The organism is Streptomyces sp. WAC 01529 (assembly GCF_003945545.1).
Lineage (GTDB): Bacteria > Actinomycetota > Actinomycetes > Streptomycetales > Streptomycetaceae > Streptomyces > Streptomyces anatolicus.
This window is the reverse complement of sequence record NZ_CP029617.1, coordinates 6316148-6343132: the sequence shown is the minus strand read 5'-3', so window position 1 is coordinate 6343132 and position 26985 is coordinate 6316148. Positions and strand designations below refer to the sequence as shown.

The window sequence follows — 26985 nt, the reverse complement described above, 5'->3', positions numbered from 1 at the left end:
CCGGGGGGCCTCGTGAAAGGTACAGACCTGGTCCCCGATCGGGTCCCGCGCACCGGTTGCCGGTACGGCCCGCCCGCCGGTTCCGGTGGATATGCTCACGCCGCCGTCCGTCGCCGCGGCGGCTGCCGGGAATGGACGTACCGCCCGTGACGCACCGACTGTGGGGAGTCCGAGATGGAACCTTCGCTCGTATCGCTTGCCGGGACCGCTCCGCCGACGGCCTCGATGGGCGGGGCGCTGTGGTCATTCGCCCTGGTCGTGGGCTTGCTCACGGTCACTCCCGGCCTCGACGCCGCCCTCATCCTCCGTACCGCCGGGCTTGGTCTGCGGCGCCGGGCGTGGGGTGTGGTCCTCGGGATCCAGACCGGCACGCTGATGTGGGGGGCGCTGAGCTCTCTCGGCGTGAGCGCCCTGCTGACCGCGTCCCAGGTGGCGTACGAGACGCTGCGCTGGGCCGGTGTCGCGTACCTGGTGTGGATGGGGGCGAGCATGCTCTGGCGCACCTGGCGCCGCACGCCTGACGGGGAACTCGCCGAGATGGAGCCCGAGTCCGGCAAGGACGGTGTGTGCGGCGGCTGGCGCCAGGGCGCGGTCACCAACTTCCTCAACCCCAAGATCGGGGTCTTCTACGTCGCCGTGCTGCCCCAGTTCATCCCCGCGGACGCGGCGCACCTGACCGCGGGGCTGCTGCTGACCTGTGTGCACATCCTGCTCGGCCTGGTCTGGTCGGCCGTGCTGATCGTCTTCGCCCTGGCGCTGCGCGACTGGCTGCGGCGCCCGGCCGCACGACGTGCCCTGGACCGCGTCACCGGCACGGTCGTCGTGGGTTTCGGCGTGCGGCTGGCGCTGAGCGACTGAGGGCGGGCGGGGCGGGGCGCCGGTAGTCCGCCGTGGGCCGGGCGCGGCGCCGGCGGTCTACCGAGGGCCGGGCAAGGCGGCTTCGAGTGCCTCATGGCAGAGGCGGATCGCGGGCTGCTGGCCGCCTCCCTTGCGTACGGCGGTGACGATGCGCCGGTACCCCCAGCCCTGGGGCAGGTCGTAGAGGTTCAGGGTCGGCGGCTTGCCCTGCCACAGCAGGTCGGGCAGGAGGGCGACGGCGTGTCCCTGCTGCACACAGCGCAGATGGGCGTTGACGTCCGTGGTCTCGAAGCGCACGTCCGGCTCGAATCCGGCCTCACGGCAGAGGGCCATGGCCCAGCGGCGGGCCGCCGTGCCGACCGGCTCCATGATCCACGGCAGCGCGGCCGCCCTCCGCAGCGCCGCGCGGTCGCTCACCGCGACCGCGGGCGGGGGCAGGGCCAGGCGCATGGAGCCGACGCACAGTTCGCGGCGTTCCAGATTGGGCTGGCGCGCCTCGGCGTCGTAGGGGTACTCCTCGGCGACGACGAGGTCGAAGTCGCGGGTCATGAGCTTGGGCAACGCGTGCTCGGGTTCGACCTGGGTGGTCTCCACCCGCAGCCGTGGATGCGTGCGCTGCAATTGGGCGAGGGCGGCGGGCAGGACGGCCAGCGCGGCGGTCTGGAAGCAGGCCAGCCGGACGGTTCCGGCGATCTCCTCCATCGAGGCCGCCAACTCGGCCTCGGCGCGCTCCAGTTGCTCCAGCACGATCTCCGTGTGGGCGACGAGTATCTCGGCCTGCGCGGTCAACCGGACACCTCGTCCCGACTGTTCGCGCAAGGGGGCGCCTACCTCTGCCTCCAGCATGGAAAGCTGCTGGGATATGGCGGAAGGCGTATAGGACAGGGCGCGGGCTACTGCGGCGAGGGTGCCGCGGTGCTTCAGTTCTCGTAATACGCGTAACTTTTGCAGGTCGAGCATGCCACCGAACTCTAGCCGATTCGACAGTACGGCTAACCAATGAGGTGAAGGATCTATCGCTGTACCGGGGGGCGTGGATCAGTCAGAGTGAGTGACGTGAGTGAACCGATGTACGCTGCACCCTCGTTCGCCTTGGTCGCGGGCGTACTTGCCATAACTCCCGTTACCGATACGACTCTTGTGCCGCGCGGCGCCCTCTCGCAGGGGCGACAACAGGCGCCGGCGACGGGCGTCGGCATCGTCACCGATCCTCGCTGGCGGCGCGGAAGAGGCCTGGTGGGACCGCCCCTCGGGCTGACCCTCCTATGAGTATCAAGAGCCCTGTGGCGTCGACGGAACCGTGTTGTCCGCGCAGCCAGGCGGAGCCCGGTCCGTCGCAATGTGGTCCCTCATCAGATCCCGTACAGCAACGTTGTGTTCATAAAGACCGGGCGCATGGTCGACCCGTCTGAACGGAAAGTCAGAATGCTGATGATGAAGTCCCTTGGGGGTTCTCCTCCCGTCTCTCCGGAACGAGGGGTCCTCTCTCTCGGAGACCTGAGCCGAAGCAGTGTGCACCGGCTTGTCCAGCGCTCGGCCGATCTCTATCAGAACCTTGACGATCACGACCATCCACTGCGTGGCAAGGCCGTGGGAATCCTCTTCGCCAAGTCGTCCACGCGTACCCGTACGGCGTTCACCGTGGGGTGCATCCGGCTGGGCGGGTCCCCGGTGACGTACGGCCCGAACGACCTCCAGACGAACACCGGCGAGTCCATCGCCGACACCGGACGCATGCTCGGCTGCATGCTGGATCTCCTGGTCGCCAGGACCGCGGGCCCGCTGGACGATCTGCGCGCCATGTCCCGCCACGGCGGTCTGCCGGTCATCAACGCGATGGCGACCGAGGAGCACCCCACCCAGGGAATCTGCGACCTCGCCACCGTCAAGATGGCCCGGGGAGAGATCGACGGGGTCCGCATCCTGTACGTGGGCGAGGGGAACAACACGGCCTCCGCCCTGGCGGAGGGGATCTCCCACTTCGCGGGCTGCCACGTCACCTTCGCCACCCCGGAGGGCTACGGCGTACCGGCCGCCACCATGGAGTCGGCGGCGAAGCGCGCGGCGACCCAGCACACCACGCTGACCGAGGTCCACTCCATGGACGCGATACCGGACGACGCCGAATTCGACTTCGTCTACACCACCCGGTGGCAGACCACGGGCACGACCAAGCCGGATCCGGACTGGCGCGAGAAGTTCCTTCCCTTCTCCGTGGACGACGCCCTCATGGCGCGCTGGCCGCACGCCTGGTTCCTGCACGATCTGCCCGCCCACCGCGGCGAGGAGGTCTCGGGCAGCGTGCTCGACGGTGACCGGTCCCTGGCCTGGAAGCAGGCCAGGATGAAGCTGACCAGCGCGATGTCCACGCTGGAGTGGGCCGCTCAGCAGAGCTGACCTCGGAGGTGGTCGCCGCCGCGAAGTGCCATAGGGCTCACGTGGAACGTTTTCGCTCAGCGGGGTCTCTCACTACCTGTACAGCTGTATTCCCCTGAGAGGAGTCGTTCCTGATGGTGCGTCGCGTTCGTGTACTACTGCTGACCGCCCTGGCGCTGGTCATGGGTTCGGTGATGTCGTCCGCTCCGGCCTCGGCTGTGATCGGCGGGTCAAAGAGCACCTACGGCCCGTGGGCGGTACGCATGCTCGTGGACGGCAAACCGGCGTGCACCGGGACGGCAGTCGCCCGCCAGTGGATCCTCACCGCCTCACACTGCTTCTACGAGCAGGCACGGCCGGTCGCCGACAAGCGGATCTCCTTCCGGGTGGGCAATCTGGACATGCGCAGGGGCACCAAGGTCCGCCCCATACCCGGCAAACGCGTCGGCAGCGCGCACGCCGACATGATGCTCGTCAAGGTCCCGCCGATGAACGTCCGCACGGCGCGCCTGTCCACGGTCGGCGTCCACCGCGGCCAGGCCGTGCGTCAGTACGGGTGGGGCGCCACCTGCACCACGGACGAGAGCGCCTGCCAGTCCCCCGTCCTCAAGCAGTCGGACCTGAAGGTCGTACGGCCGAACGACCCCCTGTGCGCGGGTCACACCGCACCGGGCGGCCCCGACTTCTGCATGAAGAAGGTGTCCGGGATTCCCGCGGGAGGCGACTCCGGGGGCCCGGTGATGACCGTCGGCCCGCGCGGCACCGAAACCCTCATCGGCGTCTTCAACGGCTCGGACCGGGAGAAGAGCGCGGAGGCCGGGGAGGTCTCCCAGCAGCTCTCCTGGATCCGCTCGGTCATCCGGCGGTAGCGGGGAAGAGACCGTCGTGCCCCGCGCGGCCGAGGACAGCAGCCACCGCCGTGGTCCTCGCGAGGATCAACGAGAGTCTGGTGCACATGCGCTGCACCGCCTGTTCGGAGTCGGCCTCCGACTCCGAACTTCGCCTCACAGCAGCGCTGCGACGCGTCCTCGACGACCGCCGGGGCGGCCGGAACCGAGGGCCGCGAGGAGGCCTCATGAAGATCAACTAGGCTTTCGCCTCGTGCCAGGTCGGCGGTGGTGGCAGGCCTGCACGCCGACTGTCGACGCAGGGCCGTCGGACGAGGGCCGGACCACCGACGGTGAGGAGAACGAGGTGCGCGACGGTGAACATGCCGCACAGCCGTGACCAGGGTCCGAACTCCGACGACCGGTGGAACGGGCAGGACGGCTGGCGGGACGGTCACCTTCAGGACCCCCACGCCACCATGGACCTCGGCGCGCTGAAGCCGGGCCGGTCCGCTGCCCGAGGGGCCGTGCACGGCAGCTCGGCCGATGCGCGGAGCGACCCCTTCCGCGGCGTGTTCGAGGACCAGGCGGGCGTCACTGCCGTGATGACTGCCGCTCCCCCGACCGCCCCCGACGCGAAGCCGGCGAGCACGCCGAGCAGCCGCACCTCGGGCCTGCTGAAGTCCAGCGCGCTGATGGCGGCCGGCACGATCGTGTCCCGGCTGACCGGCTTCCTGCGCACGCTCGTGATGGCCGCGGCCATCGGCGTCGGCACACTGAACGACACCTACCAGGTCGCCAACGTCCTGCCGACGATGATCTACGTGCTGGTCTGCGGCGGCGCACTGAACTCCGTCTTCATCCCCCAACTGGTGCGGGCGATGAAGGACGACGAGGACGGCGGCGAGGCGTACGCCAACCGGCTCATGACGCTCGTCCTCGTCCTGCTCGGCGTCCTCACCGTCATATCGGTGCTCGCCGCTCCGCTCCTCGTCCAGATGATGTCGCCGTCGCTGCGGGACGACCCCGAACGGCTCGACCTGGCGATCGCCTTCGCGCGCTACTGCCTGCCGACCATGTTCTTCATGGGCGCGCACGTCGTGCTCGGACAGATCCTCAACGCCCGCGGCCGCTTCGGTGCCATGATGTGGACGCCCGTCCTCAACAACGTCCTGATCATCGCCTCCTTCGGCGGATTCATCTGGGCGTTCGGTACGTTCTCCCATTCCGGGGTCAGTGCGCACTCCATCACGCCGCAGGGCGTACGGCTGTTGGGCATCGGCACGCTACTGGGCCTGGTGCTACAGGCCTTCGCGATGGTGCCGTACGTCCGCAAGACAGGGGTTCGGCTCAGGCTCCGCTTCGACTGGCGGGGACACGGGCTCGGCAGGGCGCTCGGACTCGCCAAGTGGACCCTCCTGTTCGTCCTCGCCAACCAGCTGGGCCTGATCGTGGTCACGCAACTCGCCACGTGGGTCGGACCGATCGCCGAGAAGCAGGGGCATCCCGGAACTGGCGTCACCGCGTACAACTTCGCCCTGCAGCTGTGGCAGATGCCGCAGGCGATCATCACCGTCTCCGTCATGACGGCGGTGCTGCCACGGATCGCCCGCGCCGCCAACGACGGGGACACCGGCGCCGTTCGCGACGACATCTCCTACGGACTGCGCACCTCCGCCGTCGCGGTCGTCCCCTGCGCCTTCGCCTTCTTGGCGCTCGGCGTGCCCATCGCCACACTGTTGTACGCGACCGCGGGCAGCGGTGCGCGGAACATCGGGTACATCCTGATGGCCTTCGGCCTCGGTCTCATCCCCTACTCCGTGCAGTACGTGGTGCTGCGGGGCTTCTACGCCTTCGAGGACACCCGCACCCCCTTCTACAACACCGTCGTCGTGGCGCTGGTGAACGCGGCCGGGGCGGGCGCCGCCTTCGTCGTGCTGCCCGCACGCTGGGCCGTCATCGGCATGGCCGCCTCGTACGGGCTCGCTTTCGCCGTCGGCGTCGGGGTGGCCTGGCGCCGCCTGCGCACCCGGCTGGGCGGCGACCTGGACGGGGCACGCGTGGCACGCACTTACGCACGCCTCATCACCGCCTCGATCCCGGCCGCCCTCGCGGGCGGCACGGTCGCCTTCCTCGTCATCGGAGCCCTCGGCACGGGGGCCCTGGGCTCCGCCGCGGCGCTGGTGGCGGGCGGCCTCATCCTGCTCGTCATCTACGTCGCCGTCGCCCTACGTCTGAAGGTCGACGAACTGAACGGGATGCTGGGCATGGTCCGCGCCCGCTTCGGCCGCTGACCGGATACCGAGCGCCCGACTCGGTTACGCCCTCTCCATTCCTCATTGCCTTTTTGATCTTTCGAGTCAACCATCGTTATCGCTGCCGCAATAACAACCGCCTTCTCAGGCAGCAAAGTCGGCGCACCTCTCCCTGGGCTCGGCACCAGGCGGGAGGGGCGCTCCTGCTGTCAGCGCACCACGACTACGCTGGTACCGACTTTCGCGAAGCCCCACAGGCTTTTGGAGGCGTCGGAGCCAAGGCGGATGGCTCCGGTCTTCTTCCGGGTCGCGGGTTCAGGCGATGCCCCGTCCCGCGCGGCGGAAAAGGCAGCCGACGTACCCCCGGAACCGGAGAAATAGACGACCCTGACGACCTGGACCCCATCGCTGCCCACGGTGGCATTCCGCAGACCCGTCACCTTGTGCTCACCCACATTCGGGTCCACCGACCCGGGCCACACCGTGTAGGTTTCCACACGCTCGTCCCCGCTCCCGTCGACCAGCCATATTCGGTCTTGACGGAGGGAATACACGACTCGCTTGCCCGTACCCGATTCCTTCGGCAGCGCTTCAGCCTTGTCGCGCTTCTCGCCGCTGGGGCCTGGTGTGCTCGAACTCGCCGAGGGTTCCTTTTTCGCGGTAGGCCCAGGAGTCGACCCCTCGGCTTGAACCGCGAGTACCGCAACCACAGCCAATGCTGACACGGTAAGACCTGACACACTTGCCCAGGAAGGTATCCGGCTGGCCATCGGTTGATTGTCTCCCACGCGAGTTGCGGCCCCAGGCCGGGCCGCGTCCATCAGAAGCCTATCGGGCGGGCACTTGTCCGATCATCCGCGAGTCCCCGAGGCGGCCTGCGGGGCGGTCGGGCGCCCTTCCCCGCCTGCGGCGCTGGTCGCTCCCGGGGAGGTGATCCACCGCGATCCGGGCCATTATCGGTTCGGTGGGTACTAGAGCGACGCGCGGACGGGCCCGAGCCCCCGCGCCGGGCGGGGGGAACCATGAGAAGGGAGACTGACGCGTATGCCGCAGACAGCCGTCGTCGTGATCGACATGATCAATACGTACGAGCACGAGGATGCCGAGGCGCTCGTGCCTTCCGTCCGCAAAGCGCTGCCCCACATCGCCCATCTGCTCACGCGTGCCCGCGGAAGCGGAACACCTGTGATCTACGTGAATGACAACTTCGGGCAGTGGCGCTCACACCACGGAGAACTTCTGGAGGCCGCGCTTGCCGGGCGTCACGGGGAGCTCGTCGAGCCGGTCTCCCCGGACGAGGATTCGCTCTTCGTCGTCAAGGCCCGTCATTCGATCTTCTACGAAACGCCGCTCGCCTACCTCCTGGGCGACCTGGGCGTCGAGCAGCTCGTCCTGTGCGGGCAGGTCACGGAACAGTGCGTGCTGTACTCGGCGCTGGACGCCCACATCAGGCACTTCGACGTCGTCGTGCCCCCCGAAGCGGTCGCGCACATCGACGCCGACCTCGCGGACGCGGCTTTGCGGATGATGCAACGCAACATGTCCGCGAAGACGTGTTCCATCGACGCCATCACCTTCGGCCCGGCTCACTGACGTCGGTCTTGCGCCAGTCGTCCGTCGCCGCGTCGTACGCCACCAGACCCCGCTCTTCGAACGCGCGCAGCCACCCCTGCATGGGCCAGCTGCCCCAACGGGCCTTGTACAGCGAGCCGTTGCGGAGGATGTCGTCCAGGTGCTGGACGGGCGGCGTGTGCGTCGAATGGTACTGGTGGTATGCCGGCGCACCGCCTACCCACCACAGATCGACACCCAGTGAGGTGGCACGGGCGGCGAAGTCGGTGTCCTCGGCACCGTAACCGGTGTAGGACTCGCAGAACCCGCCGACTCGCTCCCAGGTGGCCGCGGTGAGGGCGAAGGACAGTGACCAGAACAGACGGGGGTCTCCGGCGCGCTCGATGTGCCCGTCGGCGGGGGCCGGGCGGGCGGGATGTGGCGTAGCCAGGGTGTCCAGATCGTGCAGCCGGTAGCCGTGGGGTGGCGGCGGTGGAAGGTAGGCGACGGTTCCGCACAACAGGGCGCCGTCCGCGGCGGCTTGCGCGTAACGCTGCACAAGCGTGGGGCCTGGCACACAGTCCACGTCCAGGAAGACCAGCAGCTCCGCGCCGGCCGCGAGGGCACGTGCGGCTCCGGCGTTGCGGGCGGCGGCCAGCGGCAGACGCCCCTCGATCAGCTCCAGGCCGGCCACATCCGCCACGGGGTCGCGGCCGGCGGTGTGGCGGGGGATGTCCGGGTCGGCCATGGACACGACCACGTAGTGGTCAGGGCGGCAGGTGCCGGACGCCAAGCCGTCCTGCTGGAGGAGCAGATGGCTGTGCCGACCCGCCGCGAGGGTGATCACCGCAGTGCGCATGAGTCTCGCCGGGATGTGCGGGTCGACAGGCGGGTGAGCAGCCGCGCGGCGCGCCGTGCGCCGTCGCCCGGTGACCACTGGGCCCAGCGGTCCGGCCGTCCGGCGGCTTCCTCCAGCAGGCCGGACCAGACCCCTGGGTGCGGCCAGGTGTCGACCACGGTCGCCAGACCCGACGCGTGCAACGCCCGCGCCGTGGCGTGCTGCTCGCCGTGGGGTCGGTCCTGGGGGATGACGATGGCGGGGACTCTGGCGGCCGCGCATTCCGCGATGGCGTTCTGCCCCGCGTGGGTGACGACGACCCGAGCCCGGCAGAGCACTGGCCACGGCTCTTCGACCCAGCAACCGTCAGGACCGCCCAGGACGGTCCACGACCACTCGGGGGTGGCCCGCTGCGCCTCCCGCAACCGCCCGGCGTCGAGATCGTTGCCACCGGCTCCGAGCATCACCACCACCTCCTTGCCAGGGGGAGAGCCGGGGCCGTGGGGCGCGGGCCGGGGTCGGCCGTCGTAACGCGAGATGCTCCCTGTGTGCAGGGTCTTGGCGAGCCAGTGGGCGGGCCATCCCGGTTCGGGCAGAGACTCGGGCCACGGGGCCAGGAGGGCGTCCGCCAGGTCGTAGCCAAGGCGGTGGGCCTCGTCCTGCCGGTCGCCGCGCATGGCCGCGACGACGACCGGAATTCCCATGAGCCGCGCCAGGGCGGCGGCCTCCACCGACACATCGCTGACGAACAGTTCGGGTCTCTCGCGCCGGATCCAGTCGGCGATGGCGCCCATGCGTTCGCGGTGCCCCGGATGGTGAAGGGGTACCCAGTGCAGGCGTCCCCGGGCCGTCGGGTCGAGCGGGTTCGACGCCGCGTCCGCCGGCAGCCCGACCCAGGGACCCGACCAGGCGGCGGGCCGAGGCAGCGAGGAGAGGATGGTGACGGGACGCGGTAGGTGGGCCGCGATGCACTGGGCACGGTGCAGATGCCCGAGCCCCTGGTGGTGGACGTAGTAGCCGATCACCCCGCCACCTCCTCGTACAGGGCGGTGTAGGCGTCGGCGGTACGGTCGAGCGAACAGAATTCCTCGGCCCGGCGCCGCGCCGCTGCGCGGTCCAGTTCCATGGCCCGTGGGATGAGTTCGGCCAGGGCTTCCACGTCCCCGTCGGGAGCGAGCAGACCGCAGTCGGGGGTGAGGATTTCGGCGAGTGCGCCGCGATCGAAGCCGCACACCGGGGTGCCGCAGGCCAACGCCTCGGCGACCACCAGGCCGTACGGCTCGTCCCAGCCCGGCGTGACCAGGGCGGCGGCCGCGCCTCCCAGCCACTCGACGAGGCCGCGTCGGTCGAGGTGGCCCACGTACTGGGCGCCCTCCCCCAGCAGGGGTGCCACTTCTTCCTCGAAGTACCGCTCGTCGGAGATCGGTCCCGCGAGCCGCAGCGGAATCCCCGCCGCCCGAGCAGCACGGACCGCCAGATGCGGCCCCTTCTCCGGAACCAGCCGCCCTGACCACACCAGGCCGGTGCCCCCCGGCCCCGGCTGCCAGAAGTCCGTGTCGATGCCGTTGCGCACCACGCGGGCCCGGGGCACGCTGGGGCGCCAGGCCGACGCCGTGAACTCGCTGACAGCGGTGAAGACCACGGGGCAGGCGTCCCGGGCCTGGATGGCGGACTCCAGCCAGGGCGTCGGCGGCGTGTGCAGTGTCGTGATCACGGGCATCTTCAGCGCCGGGGCCATCGCGATCGGCAGGTAGTGCAGGCTGTTGTTGTGGACGACGTCGAACCGGTGCGCGCCGCCCTGCGCCAGGTCCAGCATCAGCCCGAGATAGGCGTGGTGCTCCTCCATCCAGTCAAGGCCCGGCATGCTGGCGTCCGCACACGCGGATGAGCTGAACTCCGCTCTGCGCACGGGCAGTTCGCGTGCGCCGAGGGCCGGGTCGGATCCGGGCGCCGCGAACAGTTCCACTTGGTGGCCGCGACGGGTCAGCGCCCGGGCGAGTCCCCAGGTGTGCGCTTCGAGACCCCCGGCGAACGGCTCGGTGATGGGAAAGCGCGCGGACGCGATCAGGACTACCCGCACGACGCCTCCCGCAGCACGTCGTCGTAGAGGGCGTAGTGCGCGGCGGCGATGTCGGCCCGCTCCTGCGCACGCCCGCGCACCGTCGCCCGGGGCGCGGGCCGCTCGTCGAAGGCGGTGAGCACCGCCTTGCGCAGCGACTCCTCGTCCAGACCGCCGTCCTGGGTGTGCCCGTACGTGAGACACGGTCGCTGCTGCGCGTAGAAACCGCAGTCCGGTGCGGCCACCGCGGTGCCCAGGTCGTGGCACGCCTCCAGCCACCCGGAGTGGGTGCCGAACAGATAAGGCAGTACGGACAGGTCGAGCGAGGCCAGATAGTCCCAGAGCTGGTCGTCGTCGAAGTAGTCGTGCACGTGAAGGGTGAGGCGCCCCCGATCGGCGAGGTCGCGCAGTTCGTTCACGAGTGCCGGGGCGTGTGCCGGGGAGGCGGCGTCCGCCACGTCATGGTGGAGGTTCACCTGGAGCTCCGCGCCCGGGAGTTCGGCCGCCGTCTCGGCGAGGACGCGCACGACCGGCAGCACGGACATGTTGGGGCGCAGGCTCTTGGCGTGCACTCCGATCCGGAAGCGGTCGCGGTCGGGCCGCGCATGGCCTAGACGTGGCAGTTCGACGACATGAGGATGCGGCAGAACGACGGCTGTGGGCCCCCACCGGTCGTCGATGACACGGGCGGCGCCGGGGGTGAGCGTGATGAGCCGGTCGGCGGCGGGCACAAGGACGTCCAGGGCCGCGTCGTGGATCGCCGGGTCGGGCTGATGCGGATTACGCAGGTCGTGCACCGTGTATACGAATGGCTTGCCGTGCCGACGCAAGGCCTCCGCCAGCGCGCTCAGCTGCGCGGGACTCTGGGCGTCGAACCCGAAGTGCAGATGGAAGACATCGAAGTCCTCGTGGTGCTCGCCCACCCAGGCCGGGTCCAGCATGACCGGCGGCCACCACCGCTGCGAAGTGCTGGGAGCGCCGTTGGGCCGGGGGTCTCGCAGACGTATGACGCCGTCGGACTCCGGTATCGAGCAGTGCCGCACGTACACGTGCCCCGCGGGCACCGAGGCAACGCGAATCTGGTGTGACACGTGGGCCGATGGCGACGGTCGATCGGACACGTGTCCTCCAGAGCCAGGGGAGGCGGCGGGGCCTGCCTGTCCCATTGTGGAGAACCCCACCAAACTTCGCATCCAGGGCACAGCCCGGGTCGCGGACCGCAGGTCCCGCGCCCTCGCGGTGCTGCCCGCCGAGGGGACTCTCAGCGGCCCTGTCCGTCCGCCAAACAGGGAACGAAGCGCAGGGCGAACTGGGCGGCGGCCCACTGAGCTCCGTGTGCTTCGACATCCGTGCTGCGCAGGACGTCGAGCACGGCCGTCCCCCGCAGGAGAACCAGACAGGCCCGGTCCGTGTGCGCGATCCGCATGACGAGCTCCCGGATCCGCCGATCGGCCGCGCCGCCGTACGGCACGGCCCGGCCGATCCGAGCGTGCACTCCCAAGTCACAAAGGGTCGCCAATACCGCGTCAGCCGCCTGCTGCCGGCCAGAGCCGACGAAGAGGGCGACGCACCTGTCCCGCGAGGACAGGAACGCGTCGACATCACCGGCCCCGCGCAGCTCGACCACGGCGACCCTGCTGCTCACGAGGCGTCCCTCCTTGTGGCCGGGCCTCTCCATGACACCCGGAAGAGCACCACGACGCCTCACGCCTACCGCCCGTTCGCCTCGCGGGCGGCGGAACGTCAGCTCCCAGCGGCCGCCGGCCCGCGGGTGAGCGCGCGGCTCGTGAGCTGCCGGTGTGGCGCGCCACACCGGACACTCCGTCACCTGCGACGCCCTCCTAGGGCGTCAGTTCAGCGCCAGGAAATCGCCGTAACGCCCAGGTCGCACATCACGCGCACTCGGCAAAACCGCAGGTCAGGCACCCTTCCCGGCAGGCTCCAGAATCGCCACACACTCCACATGATGCGTCATGGGGAAAAGGTCGAACGCCCGCAGGGACCGCACCTTGTACCCCCCGTCCCGGAAGTACCCGATGTCCCGCGCCAGCGCCGCCGGATCGCAGGCCACGTAGGCGATGCGTCGGGCGCCGAGGCCTGCCAGGTGGCGTACCGTCTGCTTGCCCGCGCCCGCGCGGGGCGGGTCCAGGACGATCAGGTCCGCTTCGGTGATGCCCGTGCGCGGGAGCACCGCCTCGACCTTGCCCTGTTCGATGCGGACGCGGTCGAACGCCGCGAGGTTGTGCCGGGCGTCCTCCACCGCACGCTTGCCCGATTCGATGCCGAGGACCGCGCCCGCCTCGCCGACCCGGTCCGCGAGGGCGCCCGCGAAGAGGCCGACTCCGCAGTACAGGTCCAGGGCCGTGTCGCCCTTGCGGGGCAGCAGGCCCTGCATGACGGCGAGCATCAGCGTCTCGGCGGCCTTCGGGTGGATCTGCCAGAAGCCGCCGCTGCCCACGCGGTAGGTGCGGCCGTCGGCCCGCTCGCGGACGAAGGGGCGGCCGTGGACGCGGTGGATGCCGCCGTCCTTCTCCTCCACCCGCATGACGGAGACCGGCTTGTCGAGCTGAACGATCGGCAGGCGCGCGCCCGGCTTCGGGGCGAGGATCACCTGACGGTCCTGGGAGCCCGTCGCCGCGATCGCCTCGATCGAGGCCATGCCGGACCAGTCGCGCTGCTCGATGCCGAGTTCGGAGACGCCCTCCGCGGCGATCATGCAGTGCTCGATCGGCTCGACCTCGTGCGAGCGGTGGCGGCGCAGGCCGGCGTTGCCGTCCTCGTCCACCGCGTACTGCACGCGCGTACGCCAGGACGGGACCTCGCCCGGCGGCAGCTTGTCGCCCTCGGCCGGCATGACCGTGCCGTCCCAGCCCGCCTCCTCGGGGGTCAGACCCGCGAGGCGCTTGAGCTGTTCGGTGATGACCTCGCCCTTGAGGCGGCGCTGCGCGCCCGGCTTCGCGTGCTGCCAGTCGCAGCCGCCGCAGCGGCCGGGGCCCGCGTAGGGGCAGGGCGCCTCGACGCGGTCCTTGGAGGGGTCGAGGATCGTGACCGCGTCGGCCCGGAGGAAGCGCGCGCCCTCCTCGCCCTCGGTCACACGTGCGACGACCTTCTCGCCGGGCAGCGCGTGCCGCACGAAGAGCACCTGGCCCTCGGCGGTACGGGCGATGCAGTGGCCGCCGTGCGCGACGGGGCCGATCTCGACCTCGTACTCCCGGCCGACCAGGGAGGTCCCCGCCTGCGGATTCTTCGGTTCTGCCTGCATGGCGGGGTGACTCCACAACGTAAAAAGGGGAACAGCCGGACAACAGCCCACCAGTCTACGTGGGTGTCGTCCGGCCGCTCGCCACAGAGAGAGAACCGGAGGCTCAGACCCCTCGCCGCAGAGGGACCTGAGGGGCTCAGAGCTTCTTGCTCGGCTCCTTCTCCTTCTCCTTCGTGCGCCTCGGCTTCTCCACCGGCCCACGCCGCACCGCTCCCGGCGCGTTCCACTCCTGCCGCTTGCGGGCCCGCTTCTTCGCGGCCTCGGAGGAGTCCAGCTGGTAGGGGACGGACGTCACCATCACGCCGGGGGTGAAGAGCAGGCGGCCCTTGAGGCGCAGCGCGCTCTGGTTGTGCAGCAGGTGCTCGTACCAGTGGCCGACGACGTACTCCGGGATGATCACGCTGACCACGTCGCGCGGTGACTCGCGGCGCAGGTTCTTCACGTACTCGATGATCGGCCGGGTGATCTCGCGGTAGGGCGAGTCGAGGACCTTCAGCGGCACGGTGATGCCGCGCCGCTCCCACTCGTCCTTGAGGGCCTTGGTCTCCGCCGGGTCGACGTTGATGCTGAGCGCCTCCAGGGTGTGCGAGCGCATCAGCTTCGCGTACGACAGGGCGCGCAGCGTCGGCCGGTGGATCTTGGAGACCAGGACGATCGAGTGGACGCGGGAGGGGCGCATGTTGTCGTCGGAGGGGGTCTCCGGGGCGGCGATCTCCTCGGCCACGCGGTCGTAGTGGCGGCGGATCGCCGTCATCGTCACGTAGAAGATGCACATGCCGAGCAGCGCGACCCAGGCGCCGTGCGTGAACTTGGTGACGAGTACGACGACCAGGACCAGGCCCGTGAAGAAGGCACCGAAGGTGTTGATCGCGCGGGAGCGGATCATGCGGCGGCGCTTGTTCTGGTCCTTCTCGGCGGCCAGATGGCGGTTCCAGTGCCGGACCATGCCGATCTGGCTGAGCGTGAAGGAGACGAAGACGCCGACGATGTAGAGCTGGATGAGCCGGGTCGAGTCGGCGCCGTAGACGAAGACCAGCAGGGCCGCCGCGCCCGCGAGTAGCACGATGCCGTTGGAGAACGCGAGGCGGTCGCCGCGGGTGTGCAGCTGGCGCGGCAGATAGCGGTCCTGCGCGAGGATCGAGCCGAGCAGCGGGAAACCGTTGTACGCGGTGTTGGCCGCGAGGAACAGGACCAGCGCGGTGGCGGCGGCCAGGATCATGAAGAGCAGGCTGCCGTGGCCGAAGACGGCCTCGGCGACCTGGGAGATCACCGGGTTCTGCACGTAGTCCGAGCCGACCGCGACACCGTTGTGGAAGAGGTCCTTGCCCGGGTACTCCGCCATGCGGACCTTGGTCACCATGGCGAGCGCGATGATGCCGCAGAACATGGTGACGGCCAGGCCGCCCATGAGCGCCAGCGTCGTCGCGGCGTTCTTCGACTTCGGCTTGCGGAAGGCGGGCACGCCGTTGCTGATCGCCTCGACGCCGGTGAGCGCGGCACAGCCCGAGGAGAAGGCCCTCAGGAGCAGGAAGACCAGCGCGAAACCGGCGAGGCCCTGGTGCTCGGGCTTGATCTCGTAGTCGGCGGTGGGCGCCTTCATGGTGTCGTCGAGCACGATGCCCCGGAAGGCACCCCACGCGATCATGAGGAAGACGCCGGCCACGAAGACGTACGTCGGGATGGCGAAGAGCTTCCCGGACTCCTTCACGCCGCGCAGGTTCATCAGCGTGAGGAGGACGATGACGGCGACCGCGCAGAGCACCTTGTGCTCGACGACGAAGGGCACCGCCGAGCCGAGGTTCTCGATGCCCGAGGAAATCGACACGGCCACGGTCAGGACGTAGTCGACGAGCAGGGCGCTCGCGACGGTGAGCCCCGCCTTGGGGCCGAGGTTGGTGTTGGCGACCTCGTAGTCGCCACCACCGCTCGGATAGGCGTGGACGTTCTGTCTGTACGACGCGACGACGGTGAACATCAGCACCACGACCGCGACGGCGATCCACGGGCTGAAGTGGTACGCCGACACACCCGCGATGGAGAGGACGAGAAGGACCTCTCCCGGTGCGTACGCAACGGAGGAGAGCGGGTCGGACGCGAATACGGGGAGTGCGATGCGCTTCGGCAGGAGCGTCTCTCCGAGCCGGTCACTGCGCAGTGCGCGCCCGATGAGGATCCGTTTGGGCACGTCGGTCAGTTTGGACACGCAGAGGATCGTAAGCGTTCGAATGGGTGCCCGCCCACCCACCACCCCCATCTGCTCCGGTTATCTGCCCTGTGCGACCCTGCCCCCTTCGACATGCCCTTCGCCGGACCCCTCCACGTGCCCGGCGGAGCGGCCTTCGGCGCAGCGCCCGGAAACCCCGTCAGAAGGCCTCGCGTACGGCCCCGCGACCCGTGCCTCCGCGCGCCGGATCGCGCCCGACGGCCACCAGGTGGCGCGGCCGAGCAGGAGCAGCGCGGCCGGAAGGATCATGACGCGGATCACGAACGCGTCGAGCAGGACGGCCGCCGCGAGCACGAACCCCATCTGCTTCATCTCCATGATGTGCAGCATCACGAAGCTCGCGAAGACGGTGACCATGACGATCGCCGCGCTGGTGACGACCTTGGCGGAGGACGCGATGCCGTCGAGGACCGCCTGCCGGGTGGGCACGCCGTCCAGGGCGGCCTCGCGGATCCGGCTGACCACGAAGACCTGGTAGTCCATGGAGAGCCCGAAGAGGATCACGAAGAGGAAGAGCGGTACGCGCGAGGAGATCCCGCCGAGCGAGACGAACGAGAGCAGCCCCTCGGCCCAGGTGCCCTGGAAGACGAGGACGAGCAGTCCGAGCGCGGAGGCCGCGGAGAGCAGGTTGAGCCCGACGCCGAGCAGCCCGAGGACGACCGAGCGGAACGCGTGGACCGTCATGGCGAAGGTCATCAGGAGGAGGAATCCGAGGACGAGCGGCAGCTTCTGGTTCTGGTGCTCCACGTAGTCGGTGCCGCGCGGGACCTCGCCCGTGACGGCCGTCTCGACGCCGGGCAGCTTGCCGACGGTGGCGGGCAGGTAGGTCTCGCGCAGGTGGGCGAGTGAGTCCTCGGCCTTCTTGGAGTACGTGGGGTGCGGGGCGTTCAGCTCCAGGGTCGTGGTCCTCCGGTCCTCGGAGGAGCGGAGGACCGGAGAACCTGACGGGCGCGAGAAGAGCGGGTCGGCCTGCGCCGCCCGGTCCAGCGCCGTCAGGGCCCGGCGCACCTCAGCGGCGTGCGAGGCCTCGGCGCGCACCACGACGAGGTGCCGGACCCGCAGCTCGGGAAAGGCTTCGAGCAGCCGGTCGTACCCCTTCATCGCCGGTATCTCCCGCGAGAAGCTGTCCCGCGCGGGGTTCTTGAGGTTCATGGTCAGCGCGGGCAGCGCGAGCCCCAGCATGACGAGCACCGAGAGGCACAGGGTGAGGGCGGGCCGCCTGCGGGCGGGGGCCAGCAGGGCGTTCCAGACGCGGCCCGGCCCCTTCTCCCCGTACGTGCGCACCGGCTTGCCCTTCGCCAGGCGCTTGGCCGCACGGCGTTCCGTACGCCGCCCGAGCGCGACGAGCAGCGCCGGCAGTACCGTCACCGAGCTGACCACGGCTACGGCGACGACCAGGATGGTGCCGGTGGCGAGCGAGTCGAAGATGACGTCACGGGCCAGGAAGAGCGCGGTGGTGGAGACGATCACGGCGAGCCCGGAGACGACGATCGCGCGGCCGGCCGTCGCGGCGGCGGCCTCGACGAGCGCCGCGGAGGTGAGCCGGCCACCCGCCCGCGCCCGTTCCTCGCGCTCGCGCTTGAGGTAGAAGAGCGTGTAGTCGACGCCGACGGCCATGCCGATGAGCAGGATCATGCTCATCCCGACGCCCGTGTCGGGCAGCAGGTGCGAGGCCAGCATCGCCAGGCCCATGGTCGCCGTGATCGAGGTGATCGCGAGCAGCAGCGGTACGCCGACCATGACGACCGAGCCGAAGACGACGGCCAGCGTGATCAGCGTGATGGGCAGCGTGATCGCCTCGGAAAAGGCGAGGTCATCGCCGCGCTGGTCGTTGACGCCCTTGCTGACGGAGGCGTCGCCGGTCTCCTCGATCACCAGCCCGGGGTGGGCTTTCGCGGCCTCCTCGGTCTGGGCCCGCAGCGGGACCACGTTCTTCTTGCCGTCCTGCTCGGAACCGTTCAGCTCCACCTGGATCCGCAGTACGCGGCCGTCGCCGGAGCGCACCGGGGCCGCGACCGAGGCGACCTCGGGCAGGGCCTTCATGCGGGCGGTGACGTCACGCACGGCGGCTTCGGCCTTCGCCTCGTCCAGCGGCCCCGGCCGTCCGGACCCGTCCCGGATCAGCACCTGCTCCGTGGGCCTGAGCGGGATGCCGCCCTCGCTCGCCAACGCCTCGGCCCGGCCGGCCTCGCCGACCCGGAAGTCCTCCGTGGTGGCGCTGTTCATACCGGCGGCGATCCCGCCCCCGAGGCACAGCGCCACGAAGACCAGCCAGCCGATGATCGCCCGCCATGGGTGCAGCGCGCTCCAACGGGCCACGCGCACCGTGACCGATCGCTTTCTCATTCCCACTCCCCCGCCTCTTGGCTGTCATGTGTAAGCGGAGACTGACAGGTGAAGGAACGAACCGTCAACTGTCATTCGAGACTGGGGGCAAGCGGATTGACAGCGGAACCCGTCATACGTAAGCCTTGACTGACAGGTATGGGGACCAGCACGAAGGCGGACCATGGACAGCGAGGAGCTGCTGGCTTTTCTCGCGGCGGTCGGCCACGCCCAGCGCATCCGGATCATCGGCGAGCTGGCCTCCGGACAGCTGTACGTCAGCGAACTGGCCCGGCGGCTCGGGGTGTCCCGCCCCCTGCTCTATATGCACCTGGAGCGCATGGAGAAGGCGGGCCTCGTCGTCGGCCGCCTGGAGCTCTCCGACGACGGCAAGGCGCTCAAGTACTTCGAACTCGCGCCGTTCGACGTGCGGTTGAACGTGGATACGATCACCGCGGCCGTCCGCGAGGGTCAGACGGGCGACGACGGACAGCACTCAGCAAAGGGGACGCCCTAGTGGACGACGTGATCATCCCGGTCGCATTTTTCCTGATACTCGCCGGCGCGATCGTCGCCGTCGCCTACTTCCAGTCGCAGCGCAACCGCGAGCGCGACCGACAGTACGCCGAGGCCATGCAGCACTACCGCGAGGCGGTCGAACGGGCCAGGTCGGAGCAGGAGGCGACCCGCTTGCAGCTGGTCGAGCTGGGCCACCGGCTGCAGACCGTCGAGGGGCTGCTGCGCAGCGTGGACTGAGCGTCGGCCGCCCGTCCGGGACGTGCACAGGGGTGCCCCGCACGGACCGCGCGTGTGTAGCTTGGGCTCCGGTCTGAGACGCTTTTACCGTTCAGCCTGAGCACAGAGTTTTGACACAGCCGGAAGGACGGTCGTGCACATCGTCATCATGGGCTGCGGGAGAGTCGGTTCCGCTCTCGCGCAGACCCTGGAACATCAGGGGCATACGGTCGCCGTGGTCGACCAGGACCCCACGGCCTTCCGCCGCCTGGGCTCCGGGTTCGGCGGCCGCCGCGTCACCGGCGTCGGCTTCGACCAGGACACCCTGCGCGAAGCCGGCATCGAGGAGGCGGGCGCCTTCGCCGCCGTCAGCAGCGGCGACAACTCGAACATCATCGCCGCGCGCGTCGCCCGCGAGATGTTCGGCATCGAGAACGTCGCGGCCCGCATCTACGACCCGCGCCGCGCCGAGGTCTACCAGCGCCTCGGCATCCCCACGGTCGCCACGGTCCGCTGGACGGCCGACCAGATGCTGCGCCGGCTTCTCCCCTCGGGGGCCGAGCCGCTGTGGCGCGACCCCACCGGTGGCGTGCAGCTCGCCGAGGTGCACGCCTCGGCCGCCTGGATCGGGCACAAGATCAGCCGGCTCCAGGAGGAGACCGGCGTACGCGTGGCCTTCCTCACCCGGCTGGGCGAGGCGGTCCTGCCGACCTCGCAGACGGTCCTGCAAGAGGGTGACCTGGTGCACGTGATGATGCGCACCGATCAGGTCGACAAGGTCGAAGCGGCGTTCGCCGAAGGCCCCGAGGAGGGCGGTCACTGATGAGGGTCGCCATTGCCGGAGCCGGCGCGGTGGGCCGCTCCATCGCCGGTGAGCTGCTTGAGAACGGCCACGAGGTCCTTCTCGTCGACAAGGCGCCGACGGCCATCTCCGTCGAGCGCGTCCCGCAGGCCGAGTGGCTGCTCGCCGACGCCTGCGAGATCACCTCCCTGGACGAGGCCGCGCTCCAGCGCTGCAACGTCGTGATCGCCGCGACCGGCGACGACAAGGTCAACCTCGTCGTCTCCCTGCTCGCCAAGACGGAGTACGGCGTCCCGCGCGTCGTCGCCCGCGTGAACAACCCCAAGAACGAGTGGCTCTTCAACGAGTCCTGGGGCGTCGATGTCGCGGTCTCCACGCCGCGTCTGATGTCCGCGCTCGTCGAGGAGGCGGTGAGCGTCGGCGATCTCGTCCGGCTGCTGCGCTTCAGCCACGGCGACGCGAACCTCGTGGAGCTGACGCTGCCGCCCGAGTCGGCCCTCGCGGGCACGCGGGTCGGCGACGTCGAGTGGCCCGAGGACACCTCGCTCGTGACGATCATCCGCGGTACGCGCGTCCTGGCGCCGACGCCGGATGACTCCCTGGAGGCGGGTGACGAGCTTCTCTTCGTGGCCGCGCAGGCGCGTGAGGAGCAGCTGGAGGATCTGCTTTCGGTGCGTCGGGAGAGCTAGCGGGCTTTGCGGTACGCAGTGGGGGGCGCCCGGTAGTCACCGGGCGCCCCCCACTGCGTGTGTTCTCCGCGGGTCCGTCGTGGCTGCTCGCGCAGTTCCCCGCGCCCCTACGGGGCGCGCTCTGCGGCCTTGCGCTCCTCCTCCGCCTTCTCGGCGGCCTCCATCTCGGCGAAGACGTCGATCGGCGGCGGGGCCTTCGCCAGGAAGACCCAGGTGAGGTAGACGGCGAGCAGGAAGGGCGGGATCTTCAGGGCGACCAGGACCCAGCCGAACTGCGTGGTGTCCGCCCACCAGTACAGCGGGAAGAGGATCGCGCACTTGGCGAGCAGGATCAGGCCCCAGGCCCAGCTCGCCTTCGCGTACGCCTTCTTGCGGCCGGGGTTGCGGGTGCGCCAGGAGAGGTTCTCCTTGAAGACCGGGCCGAGGATCAGGCCGATCAGCGGGACGCCCGCGAGGGTCGTGATGATGTAGGCCAGGGCGAGGCCCAGGGTGTAGAGCATGCCCGGCAGGTAGAAGTCCTTGGCGTTGCCGGTCATCATCGCGAAGACCACACCGAAGGCGACGCCGAAGACGCCGCTGAAGGCGTGCTTGACGGTGTCCTTCATGACCAGGCGGACCACCACGAGCACCACGGAGACCGCGAGGGCGGCGATGGCCGCCATGTGCAGGTCCTTGTTGATCGTGAAGATGGTCACGAAGAGCAGGCCGGGAACGACCGTCTCCACCATGCCCCGCACGCCGCCGAAGGCCTCGAAGAGCGCTGCCTCGGTCACGGCCCTGGAATCGGCGTCGATCTGATCCGGTTTCCCTTGGTCCGTCGGCTTGTCGAGGGACGTCACCGGCTACTCCCGTCCGAGCGGTCTGAGTTCGTATTTGGGGTTGAAGAGCACCCGGCGGCCCCGGCTCAGCGAGATCCGGCCCGATGCGATCAGCTTGCGCCCCGGCTCTATGCCTACGATGGAGCGCCTGCCGAGCCACACCACGTCCAGCGCCGCGGAGCCGTCGAACAGCTCGGCCTCCAGCGCGGGGACCCCGGCGCGTGGTCGCAGGGTGACCGTGCGCAAGGTACCAGTAACGGTGACTATCTGGCGGTCTTGGCAGTCGCCGATGCGGACGCAGCCCGCGGTCTCGGCGTCCTCACGCAGCTCCTCCGACTCCAGATCCTCCTGCGAGGAGGAGAGCCGGTCGAGCATGCGCCGGAAACGGCCTGCCGGCTTTTCGGAACCAGGAACAGCACTCATACAAGAAGCCTACCGGGGGGTGCCGACACCGTAGAGAGGGGTGCGCTCATCTGTGTTCATGCCCGCTCACGGCTTATGCCCGCTCGGGGCCGACTTCAACGCTCGCGGCGGACCTCAACGCTCGAAGCGGTACCCCATGCCCGGCTCCGTGATGAAGTGCCGCGGATGCGCCGGGTCCGCCTCCAGCTTGCGGCGCAGCTGGGCCATGTAGACGCGCAGGTAGTTGGTCTCCGTGCCGTAGGAGGGCCCCCACACCTCCTGGAGCAGCTGTTTCTGGCTGACCAGGCGGCCGGTGTTGCGGACGAGGACCTCCAGGAGGTGCCACTCGGTCGGCGTCAGGCGCACGTCGCGCCCGCCGCGGTTGACCTTCTTGGCCGCGAGGTCGACGGAGAAGTCCTCGGTGTCGACCAGGATGTCGTCCTCGCCCGCGCCGGTGGGCTCGGCCCTGCGGACGGCGGCGCGCAGCCGGGCGAGCAGCTCGTCCATGCCGAACGGCTTGGTCACGTAGTCGTCGGCGCCCGCGTCCAGGGCCTCGACCTTCTCGTCCGAGCTGTGCCGGGCGGACAGGACGAGGACCGGGACGCGGGTCCAGCCGCGCAGGCCCCTGATGACCTCCACGCCGTCCATGTCGGGCAGACCGAGGTCGAGCACGATCACGTCGGGGTGGCGGGCGGCGGCCAGCTGGAGCGCCGTCGCGCCGTCGGGGGCCGCGTCCACCTCGTACTTGCGCGCCTTCAGGTTGATCACGAGGGCACGTACGATCTGCGGCTCGTCGTCGACCACGAGCACCCGGGTCATGCCGGCCTGCCTTTCTGGCTTCTGGTTCGCGGTCACTGGGTGACCTGGGCGGGGAGATCGGGGAGATCGGGAAGGTCCGGGCGGTCCGGTGGCCGCCCGGCCACCGCTCGCAGGGTGAGGACCATGGTGAGGCCGCCGCCGGGGGTGTCCTCGGCGGCGAGGGTGCCGCCCATGGCCTCGACGAAGCCGCGGGCGACGGCGAGGCCGAGGCCCACGCCCGCACCGCGCGGAGCGTCACCGTAACGCTGGAAGGGCGCGAAGATGCGGTCCTTGGCGGTATCGGGGACGCCGGGGCCGCGGTCGACCACGCGGACCTCGACGCGCTCGCCCAGGGTGCTTGCGGAGACCTTGACGGGCTCGCCCTCGGGGGCGTACTTGACGGCGTTCTCGACGATGTTCGCGACCGCGCGCTCCAGCAGGCCCTTGTCGACGGCGACCATCGGCAGCGTCTCGGGGATGTCCAGCTCGGCGCTGCCGTCGGGGACCCCGCCGAGCGCCATGGGGACGACCTCGTCCAGGTCGATCTCACGGATCAGCGGGGTGACCGTGCCGGTCTGGAGCCGTGACATGTCGAGCAGGTTGCCCACGAGGTGCTCCAGGCGGTCGGCGCCCTCCTCGATGCCCGCGAGGAGTTCGGCCTCGTCCTCCTCGGACCACTCGACGTCGTCGGAGCGGAGTGAGGTCACGGCCGCCTTGATGCCCGCGAGCGGCGTACGGAGGTCGTGGCTGACGGCGGCGAGCAGCGCGGTGCGGATGCGGTTGCCCTCGGCGAGGGTGCGGGCCTGGTCGGCCTCGGACTGCAGGCGCTGGCGGTCCAGGACGACGGCGGCCTGCGCGGCGAAGGCGGCGAGCACGCGGCGGTCCTCGGCGGGCAGCACGCGGCCGGACAGGGCGAGGGCCATGTGGTCGCCGACCGGCATGTCCACGTCGGCGTCCTCGGGGCGGAGCAGCGGGCGGCCGTCGCCGACGCGGCCCGCGCAGGTCCACGGGTCGTTGTCGCCCGCGCGTTCCAGGAGTGACACGGACTCCATGGCGAAGGTCTCGCGGACCCTCTCCAGGAGGGCTTCGAGGCTGGTCTCGCCACGCAGGACGCTGCCCGCGAGGAAGGAGAGTATCTCCGACTCGGCGCGCAGCCGGGCGGCCTGGTGGGTGCGCCGGGCGGCGAGGTCCACCACCGAGGCCACGGAGACCGCGACGCCCACGAAGACGGCGATCGCGACGATGTTCTTGTTGTTGGAGACCGTCCACAGGTGCAGCGGCGGCGTGAAGTAGTAGTTGAGGAGCAGCGATCCGACGGCCGCCGACGCGAGGGCCGGCAGGAGGCCGCCGAGCAGCGCGGCGGCCACCGTCAGCGTCAGGAACAGCAGCATGTCGTTGGCGAGGCCGAGGTCGGCGTCGATGTGGGTGAGCAGCAGGGTCAGCAGGGCGGGTCCCCCGACGCCGACCAGCCAGCCCCAGATGATCCGGGAACGGCCGAGGCGCGCGCCCCGGGCGACGGGCAGGCCCCGGCCCTTGGCGACCTCGCCGTGGGTGACGATGTGGACGTCCAGGTCGGGCCCGGAGTCGCGGGCGACGGTCGCGCCGACGCCGGGTCCGAAGACGTACTGCCAGGTCTTGCGGCGGGAGGAGCCGAGGACGATCTGGGTGGCGTTGACGCCGCGGGCGAAGTCGAGCAGGGCGGCCGGTATGTCGTCGCCGATGACGTGGTGGAAGGTGCCGCCGAGGTCTTCGACCAGGGTGCGCTGGACGGCGAGTTCCTTGGGGGAGGCGGCGGTCAGGCCGTCGCTGCGGGCTATGTAGACGGCGAGGATCTCGCTGCCGGAGCCCTTGGCGGCCATCCGGGAGGCGCGTCTGATGAGCGTACGGCCCTCGGGGCCGCCGGTGAGTCCGACGACGATGCGCTCGCGGGCCTGCCAGGTGGAGCGGATGTTGTGCTCGCCCCGGTACTGCTGGAGGTACTCGTCGACGCGGTCGGCGACCCAGAGCAGGGCCAGTTCGCGCAGGGCGGTGAGGTTGCCGGGGCGGAAGTAGTTGGAGAGGGAGGCGTCGATGCGGTCGGGCTTGTAGATGTTGCCGTGCGCCATGCGGCGGCGCAGCGCCTGTGGCGACATGTCGACCAGCTCGATCTGGTCGGCGCGGCGCACCACCTCGTCCGGCACGGTCTCACGCTGGCGTACGCCGGTGATCGACTCGACGACGTCGCCGAGGGACTCCAGGTGCTGGATGTTCACCGTCGAGACGACGTCGATGCCCGCCGCGAGCAGCTGCTCGACGTCCTGCCAGCGCTTGGCGTTGCGGGAGCCGGGGACATTGGTGTGGGCGAGTTCGTCGACAAGGGCGACGGCGGGGGCGCGCTCAAGGACCGCGTCCACGTCCATCTCGGTGAAGGCGGTGCCGCGGTACTCCAGGTCCTTGCGGGGCACCTGTTCGAGGCCGTGCAGCATCACTTCGGTGCGCGGGCGGTCGTGGTGCTCCACGAAGCCGACGACGCAGTCGGTGCCGCGCTCCACGCGCCGGTGCGCCTCGGAGAGCATGGCGTACGTCTTGCCGACGCCCGGTGCCGCACCGAGGTATATCCGAAGCTTGCCGCGTGCCATGGCCCCATTGTCTTCCCGAAACAACTGTGTACGCAGCGTCGACCTTACGGCCAACAATTCCGGCATTACGGGCGAGGGGGTGCGGGGGCGGCGTCCTTGACAGAACCCTGATGCCCGCCGCGGGACGCGCATGTGGCCCGCAACGGCCCGGACGAACCGGAACCACTGCGGGCCACAAGGCAGTTGAATGCCGTCGGACGGCTCGGCGTCAGCGGACCTCGGTGATCTCGGGGCCGCGCTGGAGCTGCCCCATGCCGCCCGAGAAGCGGGAGCCTTCCTGCTGCTCCTGCTGCACACTGCCCTCGGCGACCATCTGCGCGTCGTCCGGGAGCTTCAGGACGATCGGGTCGCGCGGCGCCATCGGACCTTCGCCGCGCACGACGACGGTGTCCCGGAAGATCTGCTCCAGGAGCCCGGCGGCCTGCGGCTGCACCGCGCCCTGCCCGGAGATCACACCGCGCAGGAACCAGCGCGGCCCGTCGACGCCGATGAAGCGCACGACCTGCACACCGCCCGTGCCGTCCGGCAGCTGCACCGGCACCTGCGCGCGCAGCTCCCAGCCGAGGGGGCCCTCGACCTCGTCGATGACACCGCCCTGCTGGGTGATGCCGGAGGCGATCTCCTCGCGGACCTCGCCCCAGATGCCCTCCTTCTTGGGGGCGGCGAAGCCCTGCAGCTGGATGGCGCTGTCCTGGAGCACGACGGTGGCCGCGACGATCGCGTCGCCCGCGACCTCCACCCGCAGCTCCATGCCCTCGACCCCCGGCACGAAGAGCCCGCCGAGGTCCACGCGGCCCTCGCCGGGCTCACGGACCTCGGAGATGTCCCAGGGACCGTCGGGACGGGGCTCCGGTTCGAGCCTCACGCGCGAGCGCGTGACGTCGGCCGGGTCATTGCTGTCCACGCCGTCGACGACCTGCTCGTCCGCGCCCGCCGCGTCCTCGGCGGCACTGTCCTTCTTGCGACGTCCGAACACGTCACTGTCCTTCCCGGTCGGATACGACCGATGCGTATCGATTCCCACCCGTTTGTTCGACCGCGCCCGTCCGTCCGTCCGCGCCCGTCTGTTCGCCCGCACTCTCGCCCGGGCCGACGCCCACGGCGGCATGGCCGCCGGTGGACCCGAAGCCCCCCTCGGCCCGCGCCGATGCGGGAAGCTCCGCCACCTCCTGGAAGCGCACCTTCTCGACCTGCTGGACGACCAGTTGGGCAATCCGGTCGAAACGCTCGAACCGCACGGACTCGCGCGGATCGAGATTCACCACGATCACCTTGATCTCTCCACGGTACCCGGCATCCACCGTCCCCGGGGCATTCACCAGAGCGACACCGCAGCGTGCGGCGAGCCCCGAACGGGGGTGCACGAAGGCCGCGTACCCCTCGGGGAGCGCGATGGACACCCCGGTGGGCAGCACGACCCGCTCGCCCGGCGCGAGTTCGCAGGACTCCGTGGTCCGCAGATCGGCACCGGCGTCGCCAGGGCGCGCGTACGACGGCAGTGGTACGTCGGGGTCGACGCGCCTGATCAGTACGTTCAGCTCGCCGGAA

Annotated in this window: 25 protein-coding genes; 9 read left to right on the top strand and 16 right to left on the bottom strand. The window is 70.2% G+C overall.

Annotated features, from left to right (window positions below; translation table 11 throughout):
• Positions 1 to 174 precede the first annotated feature (174 nt).
• Positions 175 to 858, top strand: coding sequence for a LysE family translocator (locus DMA15_RS28370; protein WP_240659964.1), 684 nt, complete (start codon positions 175 to 177; stop codon positions 856 to 858).
• A gap of 57 nt (positions 859 to 915) precedes the next feature.
• On the opposite strand, the gene DMA15_RS28365 is transcribed toward DMA15_RS28370, so the two are convergent.
• Positions 916 to 1818 carry a LysR family transcriptional regulator gene (locus tag DMA15_RS28365; protein ID WP_125515571.1) on the bottom strand — a complete coding sequence of 301 codons (903 nt, stop codon included), beginning with the start codon at positions 1816 to 1818 and terminating at the stop codon, positions 916 to 918.
• A 552-nt stretch (positions 1819 to 2370) separates the two neighbouring features.
• Here DMA15_RS28365 and DMA15_RS28360 point away from each other — a divergent pair.
• The 3 genes from DMA15_RS28360 (at position 2371) to murJ (ending at position 6355) form a co-directional block, all read left to right on the top strand.
• Positions 2371 to 3255, top strand: coding sequence for an ornithine carbamoyltransferase (locus DMA15_RS28360; RefSeq protein ID WP_240659963.1), 885 nt, complete (start codon positions 2371 to 2373; stop codon positions 3253 to 3255).
• 113 nt (positions 3256 to 3368) lie between these two features.
• Positions 3369 to 4103, top strand: coding sequence for a trypsin-like serine protease (locus tag DMA15_RS28355; RefSeq protein ID WP_125515569.1), 735 nt, complete (start codon positions 3369 to 3371; stop codon positions 4101 to 4103).
• A 341-nt stretch (positions 4104 to 4444) separates the two neighbouring features.
• Positions 4445 to 6355 carry a murein biosynthesis integral membrane protein MurJ gene (gene murJ, locus DMA15_RS28350; RefSeq protein ID WP_125515568.1) on the top strand — a complete coding sequence of 637 codons (1911 nt, stop codon included), beginning with the start codon at positions 4445 to 4447 and terminating at the stop codon, positions 6353 to 6355.
• Between the two features lie 170 nt (positions 6356 to 6525).
• Here murJ and DMA15_RS37640 read toward each other — a convergent pair whose 3' ends face one another.
• Complete coding sequence (locus tag DMA15_RS37640; RefSeq protein ID WP_240659962.1) at positions 6526 to 6813, bottom strand: hypothetical protein; 288 nt, start codon at positions 6811 to 6813, stop codon at positions 6526 to 6528.
• A gap of 547 nt (positions 6814 to 7360) precedes the next feature.
• Here DMA15_RS37640 and DMA15_RS28340 point away from each other — a divergent pair.
• Complete coding sequence (locus tag DMA15_RS28340) at positions 7361 to 7909, top strand: isochorismatase family cysteine hydrolase (RefSeq protein WP_125515566.1); 549 nt, start codon at positions 7361 to 7363, stop codon at positions 7907 to 7909.
• Here the strand turns inward: DMA15_RS28340 and DMA15_RS28335 are convergent.
• The 8 genes from DMA15_RS28335 to DMA15_RS28300 form a co-directional block, all read right to left on the bottom strand.
• On the bottom strand, positions 7887 to 8726 hold the full coding sequence (locus DMA15_RS28335; RefSeq protein ID WP_125515565.1) for a galactosyltransferase-related protein: 840 nt from the start codon (positions 8724 to 8726) through the stop codon (positions 7887 to 7889). The two genes, DMA15_RS28340 and DMA15_RS28335, sit on opposite strands and share 23 nt — an antisense overlap.
• Positions 8711 to 9730: a glycosyltransferase gene (locus tag DMA15_RS28330; protein ID WP_125515564.1), complete on the bottom strand. Its 1020-nt coding sequence runs from the start codon at positions 9728 to 9730 to the stop codon at positions 8711 to 8713. Before DMA15_RS28330 ends, DMA15_RS28335 begins: the two co-directional genes overlap by 16 nt.
• Positions 9727 to 10785, bottom strand: coding sequence for a glycosyltransferase (locus DMA15_RS28325; protein WP_125515563.1), 1059 nt, complete (start codon positions 10783 to 10785; stop codon positions 9727 to 9729). The genes DMA15_RS28330 and DMA15_RS28325 overlap by 4 nt, the downstream gene beginning before the upstream one ends.
• Positions 10776 to 11705 carry a glycosyltransferase family 1 protein gene (locus tag DMA15_RS28320; protein WP_346428926.1) on the bottom strand — a complete coding sequence of 310 codons (930 nt, stop codon included), beginning with the start codon at positions 11703 to 11705 and terminating at the stop codon, positions 10776 to 10778. Before DMA15_RS28320 ends, DMA15_RS28325 begins: the two co-directional genes overlap by 10 nt.
• A gap of 320 nt (positions 11706 to 12025) precedes the next feature.
• On the bottom strand, positions 12026 to 12409 hold the full coding sequence (locus tag DMA15_RS28315) for a hypothetical protein (protein ID WP_125515561.1): 384 nt from the start codon (positions 12407 to 12409) through the stop codon (positions 12026 to 12028).
• 273 nt (positions 12410 to 12682) lie between these two features.
• Positions 12683 to 14026, bottom strand: coding sequence for a class I SAM-dependent RNA methyltransferase (locus DMA15_RS28310; protein WP_125515560.1), 1344 nt, complete (start codon positions 14024 to 14026; stop codon positions 12683 to 12685).
• 136 nt (positions 14027 to 14162) lie between these two features.
• Positions 14163 to 16229, bottom strand: a complete 2067-nt coding sequence (locus DMA15_RS28305; RefSeq protein WP_125515559.1) for an APC family permease — start codon at positions 16227 to 16229, stop codon at positions 14163 to 14165.
• Between the two features lie 60 nt (positions 16230 to 16289).
• Positions 16290 to 18596 (bottom strand): MMPL family transporter, encoded by a 2307-nt coding sequence (locus DMA15_RS28300; RefSeq protein WP_125515558.1) that lies wholly within the window; start codon positions 18594 to 18596, stop codon positions 16290 to 16292.
• Positions 18597 to 18759: 163 nt separating this feature from the next.
• Here DMA15_RS28300 and DMA15_RS28295 point away from each other — a divergent pair, with 163 nt between their 5' ends.
• The 4 genes from DMA15_RS28295 (at position 18760) to DMA15_RS28280 (ending at position 20801) form a co-directional block, all read left to right on the top strand.
• Complete coding sequence (locus DMA15_RS28295; RefSeq protein ID WP_125515557.1) at positions 18760 to 19092, top strand: winged helix-turn-helix domain-containing protein; 333 nt, start codon at positions 18760 to 18762, stop codon at positions 19090 to 19092.
• Positions 19092 to 19331 carry a hypothetical protein gene (locus DMA15_RS28290; RefSeq protein WP_125515556.1) on the top strand — a complete coding sequence of 80 codons (240 nt, stop codon included), beginning with the start codon at positions 19092 to 19094 and terminating at the stop codon, positions 19329 to 19331. Before DMA15_RS28295 ends, DMA15_RS28290 begins: the two co-directional genes overlap by 1 nt.
• Before the next feature lie 133 nt (positions 19332 to 19464).
• Positions 19465 to 20133, top strand: a complete 669-nt coding sequence (locus tag DMA15_RS28285) for a TrkA family potassium uptake protein (protein ID WP_125515555.1) — start codon at positions 19465 to 19467, stop codon at positions 20131 to 20133.
• Positions 20133 to 20801: a TrkA family potassium uptake protein gene (locus DMA15_RS28280; RefSeq protein WP_030778734.1), complete on the top strand. Its 669-nt coding sequence runs from the start codon at positions 20133 to 20135 to the stop codon at positions 20799 to 20801. Before DMA15_RS28285 ends, DMA15_RS28280 begins: the two co-directional genes overlap by 1 nt.
• 107 nt (positions 20802 to 20908) lie before the next feature.
• Here the strand turns inward: DMA15_RS28280 and DMA15_RS28275 are convergent, their stop codons facing one another.
• The 6 genes from DMA15_RS28275 to dut all read right to left on the bottom strand — a co-directional run bounded on the left by DMA15_RS28275 (position 20909) and on the right by dut (position 26975).
• On the bottom strand, positions 20909 to 21640 hold the full coding sequence (locus tag DMA15_RS28275) for a DUF3159 domain-containing protein (protein WP_125515554.1): 732 nt from the start codon (positions 21638 to 21640) through the stop codon (positions 20909 to 20911).
• A gap of 3 nt (positions 21641 to 21643) precedes the next feature.
• Positions 21644 to 22042 (bottom strand): OB-fold nucleic acid binding domain-containing protein, encoded by a 399-nt coding sequence (locus DMA15_RS28270; RefSeq protein ID WP_125515553.1) that lies wholly within the window; start codon positions 22040 to 22042, stop codon positions 21644 to 21646.
• A 114-nt stretch (positions 22043 to 22156) separates the two neighbouring features.
• Positions 22157 to 22840, bottom strand: a complete 684-nt coding sequence (locus DMA15_RS28265) for a response regulator (RefSeq protein WP_125515552.1) — start codon at positions 22838 to 22840, stop codon at positions 22157 to 22159.
• A 32-nt stretch (positions 22841 to 22872) separates the two neighbouring features.
• Complete coding sequence (locus tag DMA15_RS28260) at positions 22873 to 25437, bottom strand: sensor histidine kinase KdpD (RefSeq protein ID WP_125515551.1); 2565 nt, start codon at positions 25435 to 25437, stop codon at positions 22873 to 22875.
• A 208-nt stretch (positions 25438 to 25645) separates the two neighbouring features.
• Complete coding sequence (locus DMA15_RS28255; protein WP_125515550.1) at positions 25646 to 26413, bottom strand: DUF3710 domain-containing protein; 768 nt, start codon at positions 26411 to 26413, stop codon at positions 25646 to 25648.
• Position 26414: 1 nt separating this feature from the next.
• Complete coding sequence (gene dut / locus DMA15_RS28250) at positions 26415 to 26975, bottom strand: dUTP diphosphatase (RefSeq protein ID WP_125518046.1); 561 nt, start codon at positions 26973 to 26975, stop codon at positions 26415 to 26417.
• Positions 26976 to 26985 lie beyond the last annotated feature (10 nt).

Coding starts and splice junctions, on each gene's coding strand:
- DMA15_RS28295 (WP_125515557.1), top strand. CDS start 18,760: ATGGACAGCGAGGAGCTGCTGGCTTTTCTCGCGGCGGTCGGCCACGCC.
- DMA15_RS28310 (WP_125515560.1), bottom strand. CDS start 14,026: ATGCAGGCAGAACCGAAGAATCCGCAGGCGGGGACCTCCCTGGTCGGC.
- DMA15_RS28270 (WP_125515553.1), bottom strand. CDS start 22,042: ATGAGTGCTGTTCCTGGTTCCGAAAAGCCGGCAGGCCGTTTCCGGCGC.
- DMA15_RS28340 (WP_125515566.1), top strand. CDS start 7,361: ATGCCGCAGACAGCCGTCGTCGTGATCGACATGATCAATACGTACGAG.
- DMA15_RS28335 (WP_125515565.1), bottom strand. CDS start 8,726: ATGCGCACTGCGGTGATCACCCTCGCGGCGGGTCGGCACAGCCATCTG.
- DMA15_RS28355 (WP_125515569.1), top strand. CDS start 3,369: ATGGTGCGTCGCGTTCGTGTACTACTGCTGACCGCCCTGGCGCTGGTC.
- DMA15_RS28370 (WP_240659964.1), top strand. CDS start 175: ATGGAACCTTCGCTCGTATCGCTTGCCGGGACCGCTCCGCCGACGGCC.
- DMA15_RS28260 (WP_125515551.1), bottom strand. CDS start 25,437: ATGGCACGCGGCAAGCTTCGGATATACCTCGGTGCGGCACCGGGCGTC.
- DMA15_RS28365 (WP_125515571.1), bottom strand. CDS start 1,818: ATGCTCGACCTGCAAAAGTTACGCGTATTACGAGAACTGAAGCACCGC.
- DMA15_RS28280 (WP_030778734.1), top strand. CDS start 20,133: ATGAGGGTCGCCATTGCCGGAGCCGGCGCGGTGGGCCGCTCCATCGCC.
- DMA15_RS28265 (WP_125515552.1), bottom strand. CDS start 22,840: ATGACCCGGGTGCTCGTGGTCGACGACGAGCCGCAGATCGTACGTGCC.
- murJ (WP_125515568.1), top strand. CDS start 4,445: ATGCCGCACAGCCGTGACCAGGGTCCGAACTCCGACGACCGGTGGAAC.
- DMA15_RS28300 (WP_125515558.1), bottom strand. CDS start 18,596: ATGAGAAAGCGATCGGTCACGGTGCGCGTGGCCCGTTGGAGCGCGCTG.
- DMA15_RS28320 (WP_346428926.1), bottom strand. CDS start 11,705: ATGCTGGACCCGGCCTGGGTGGGCGAGCACCACGAGGACTTCGATGTC.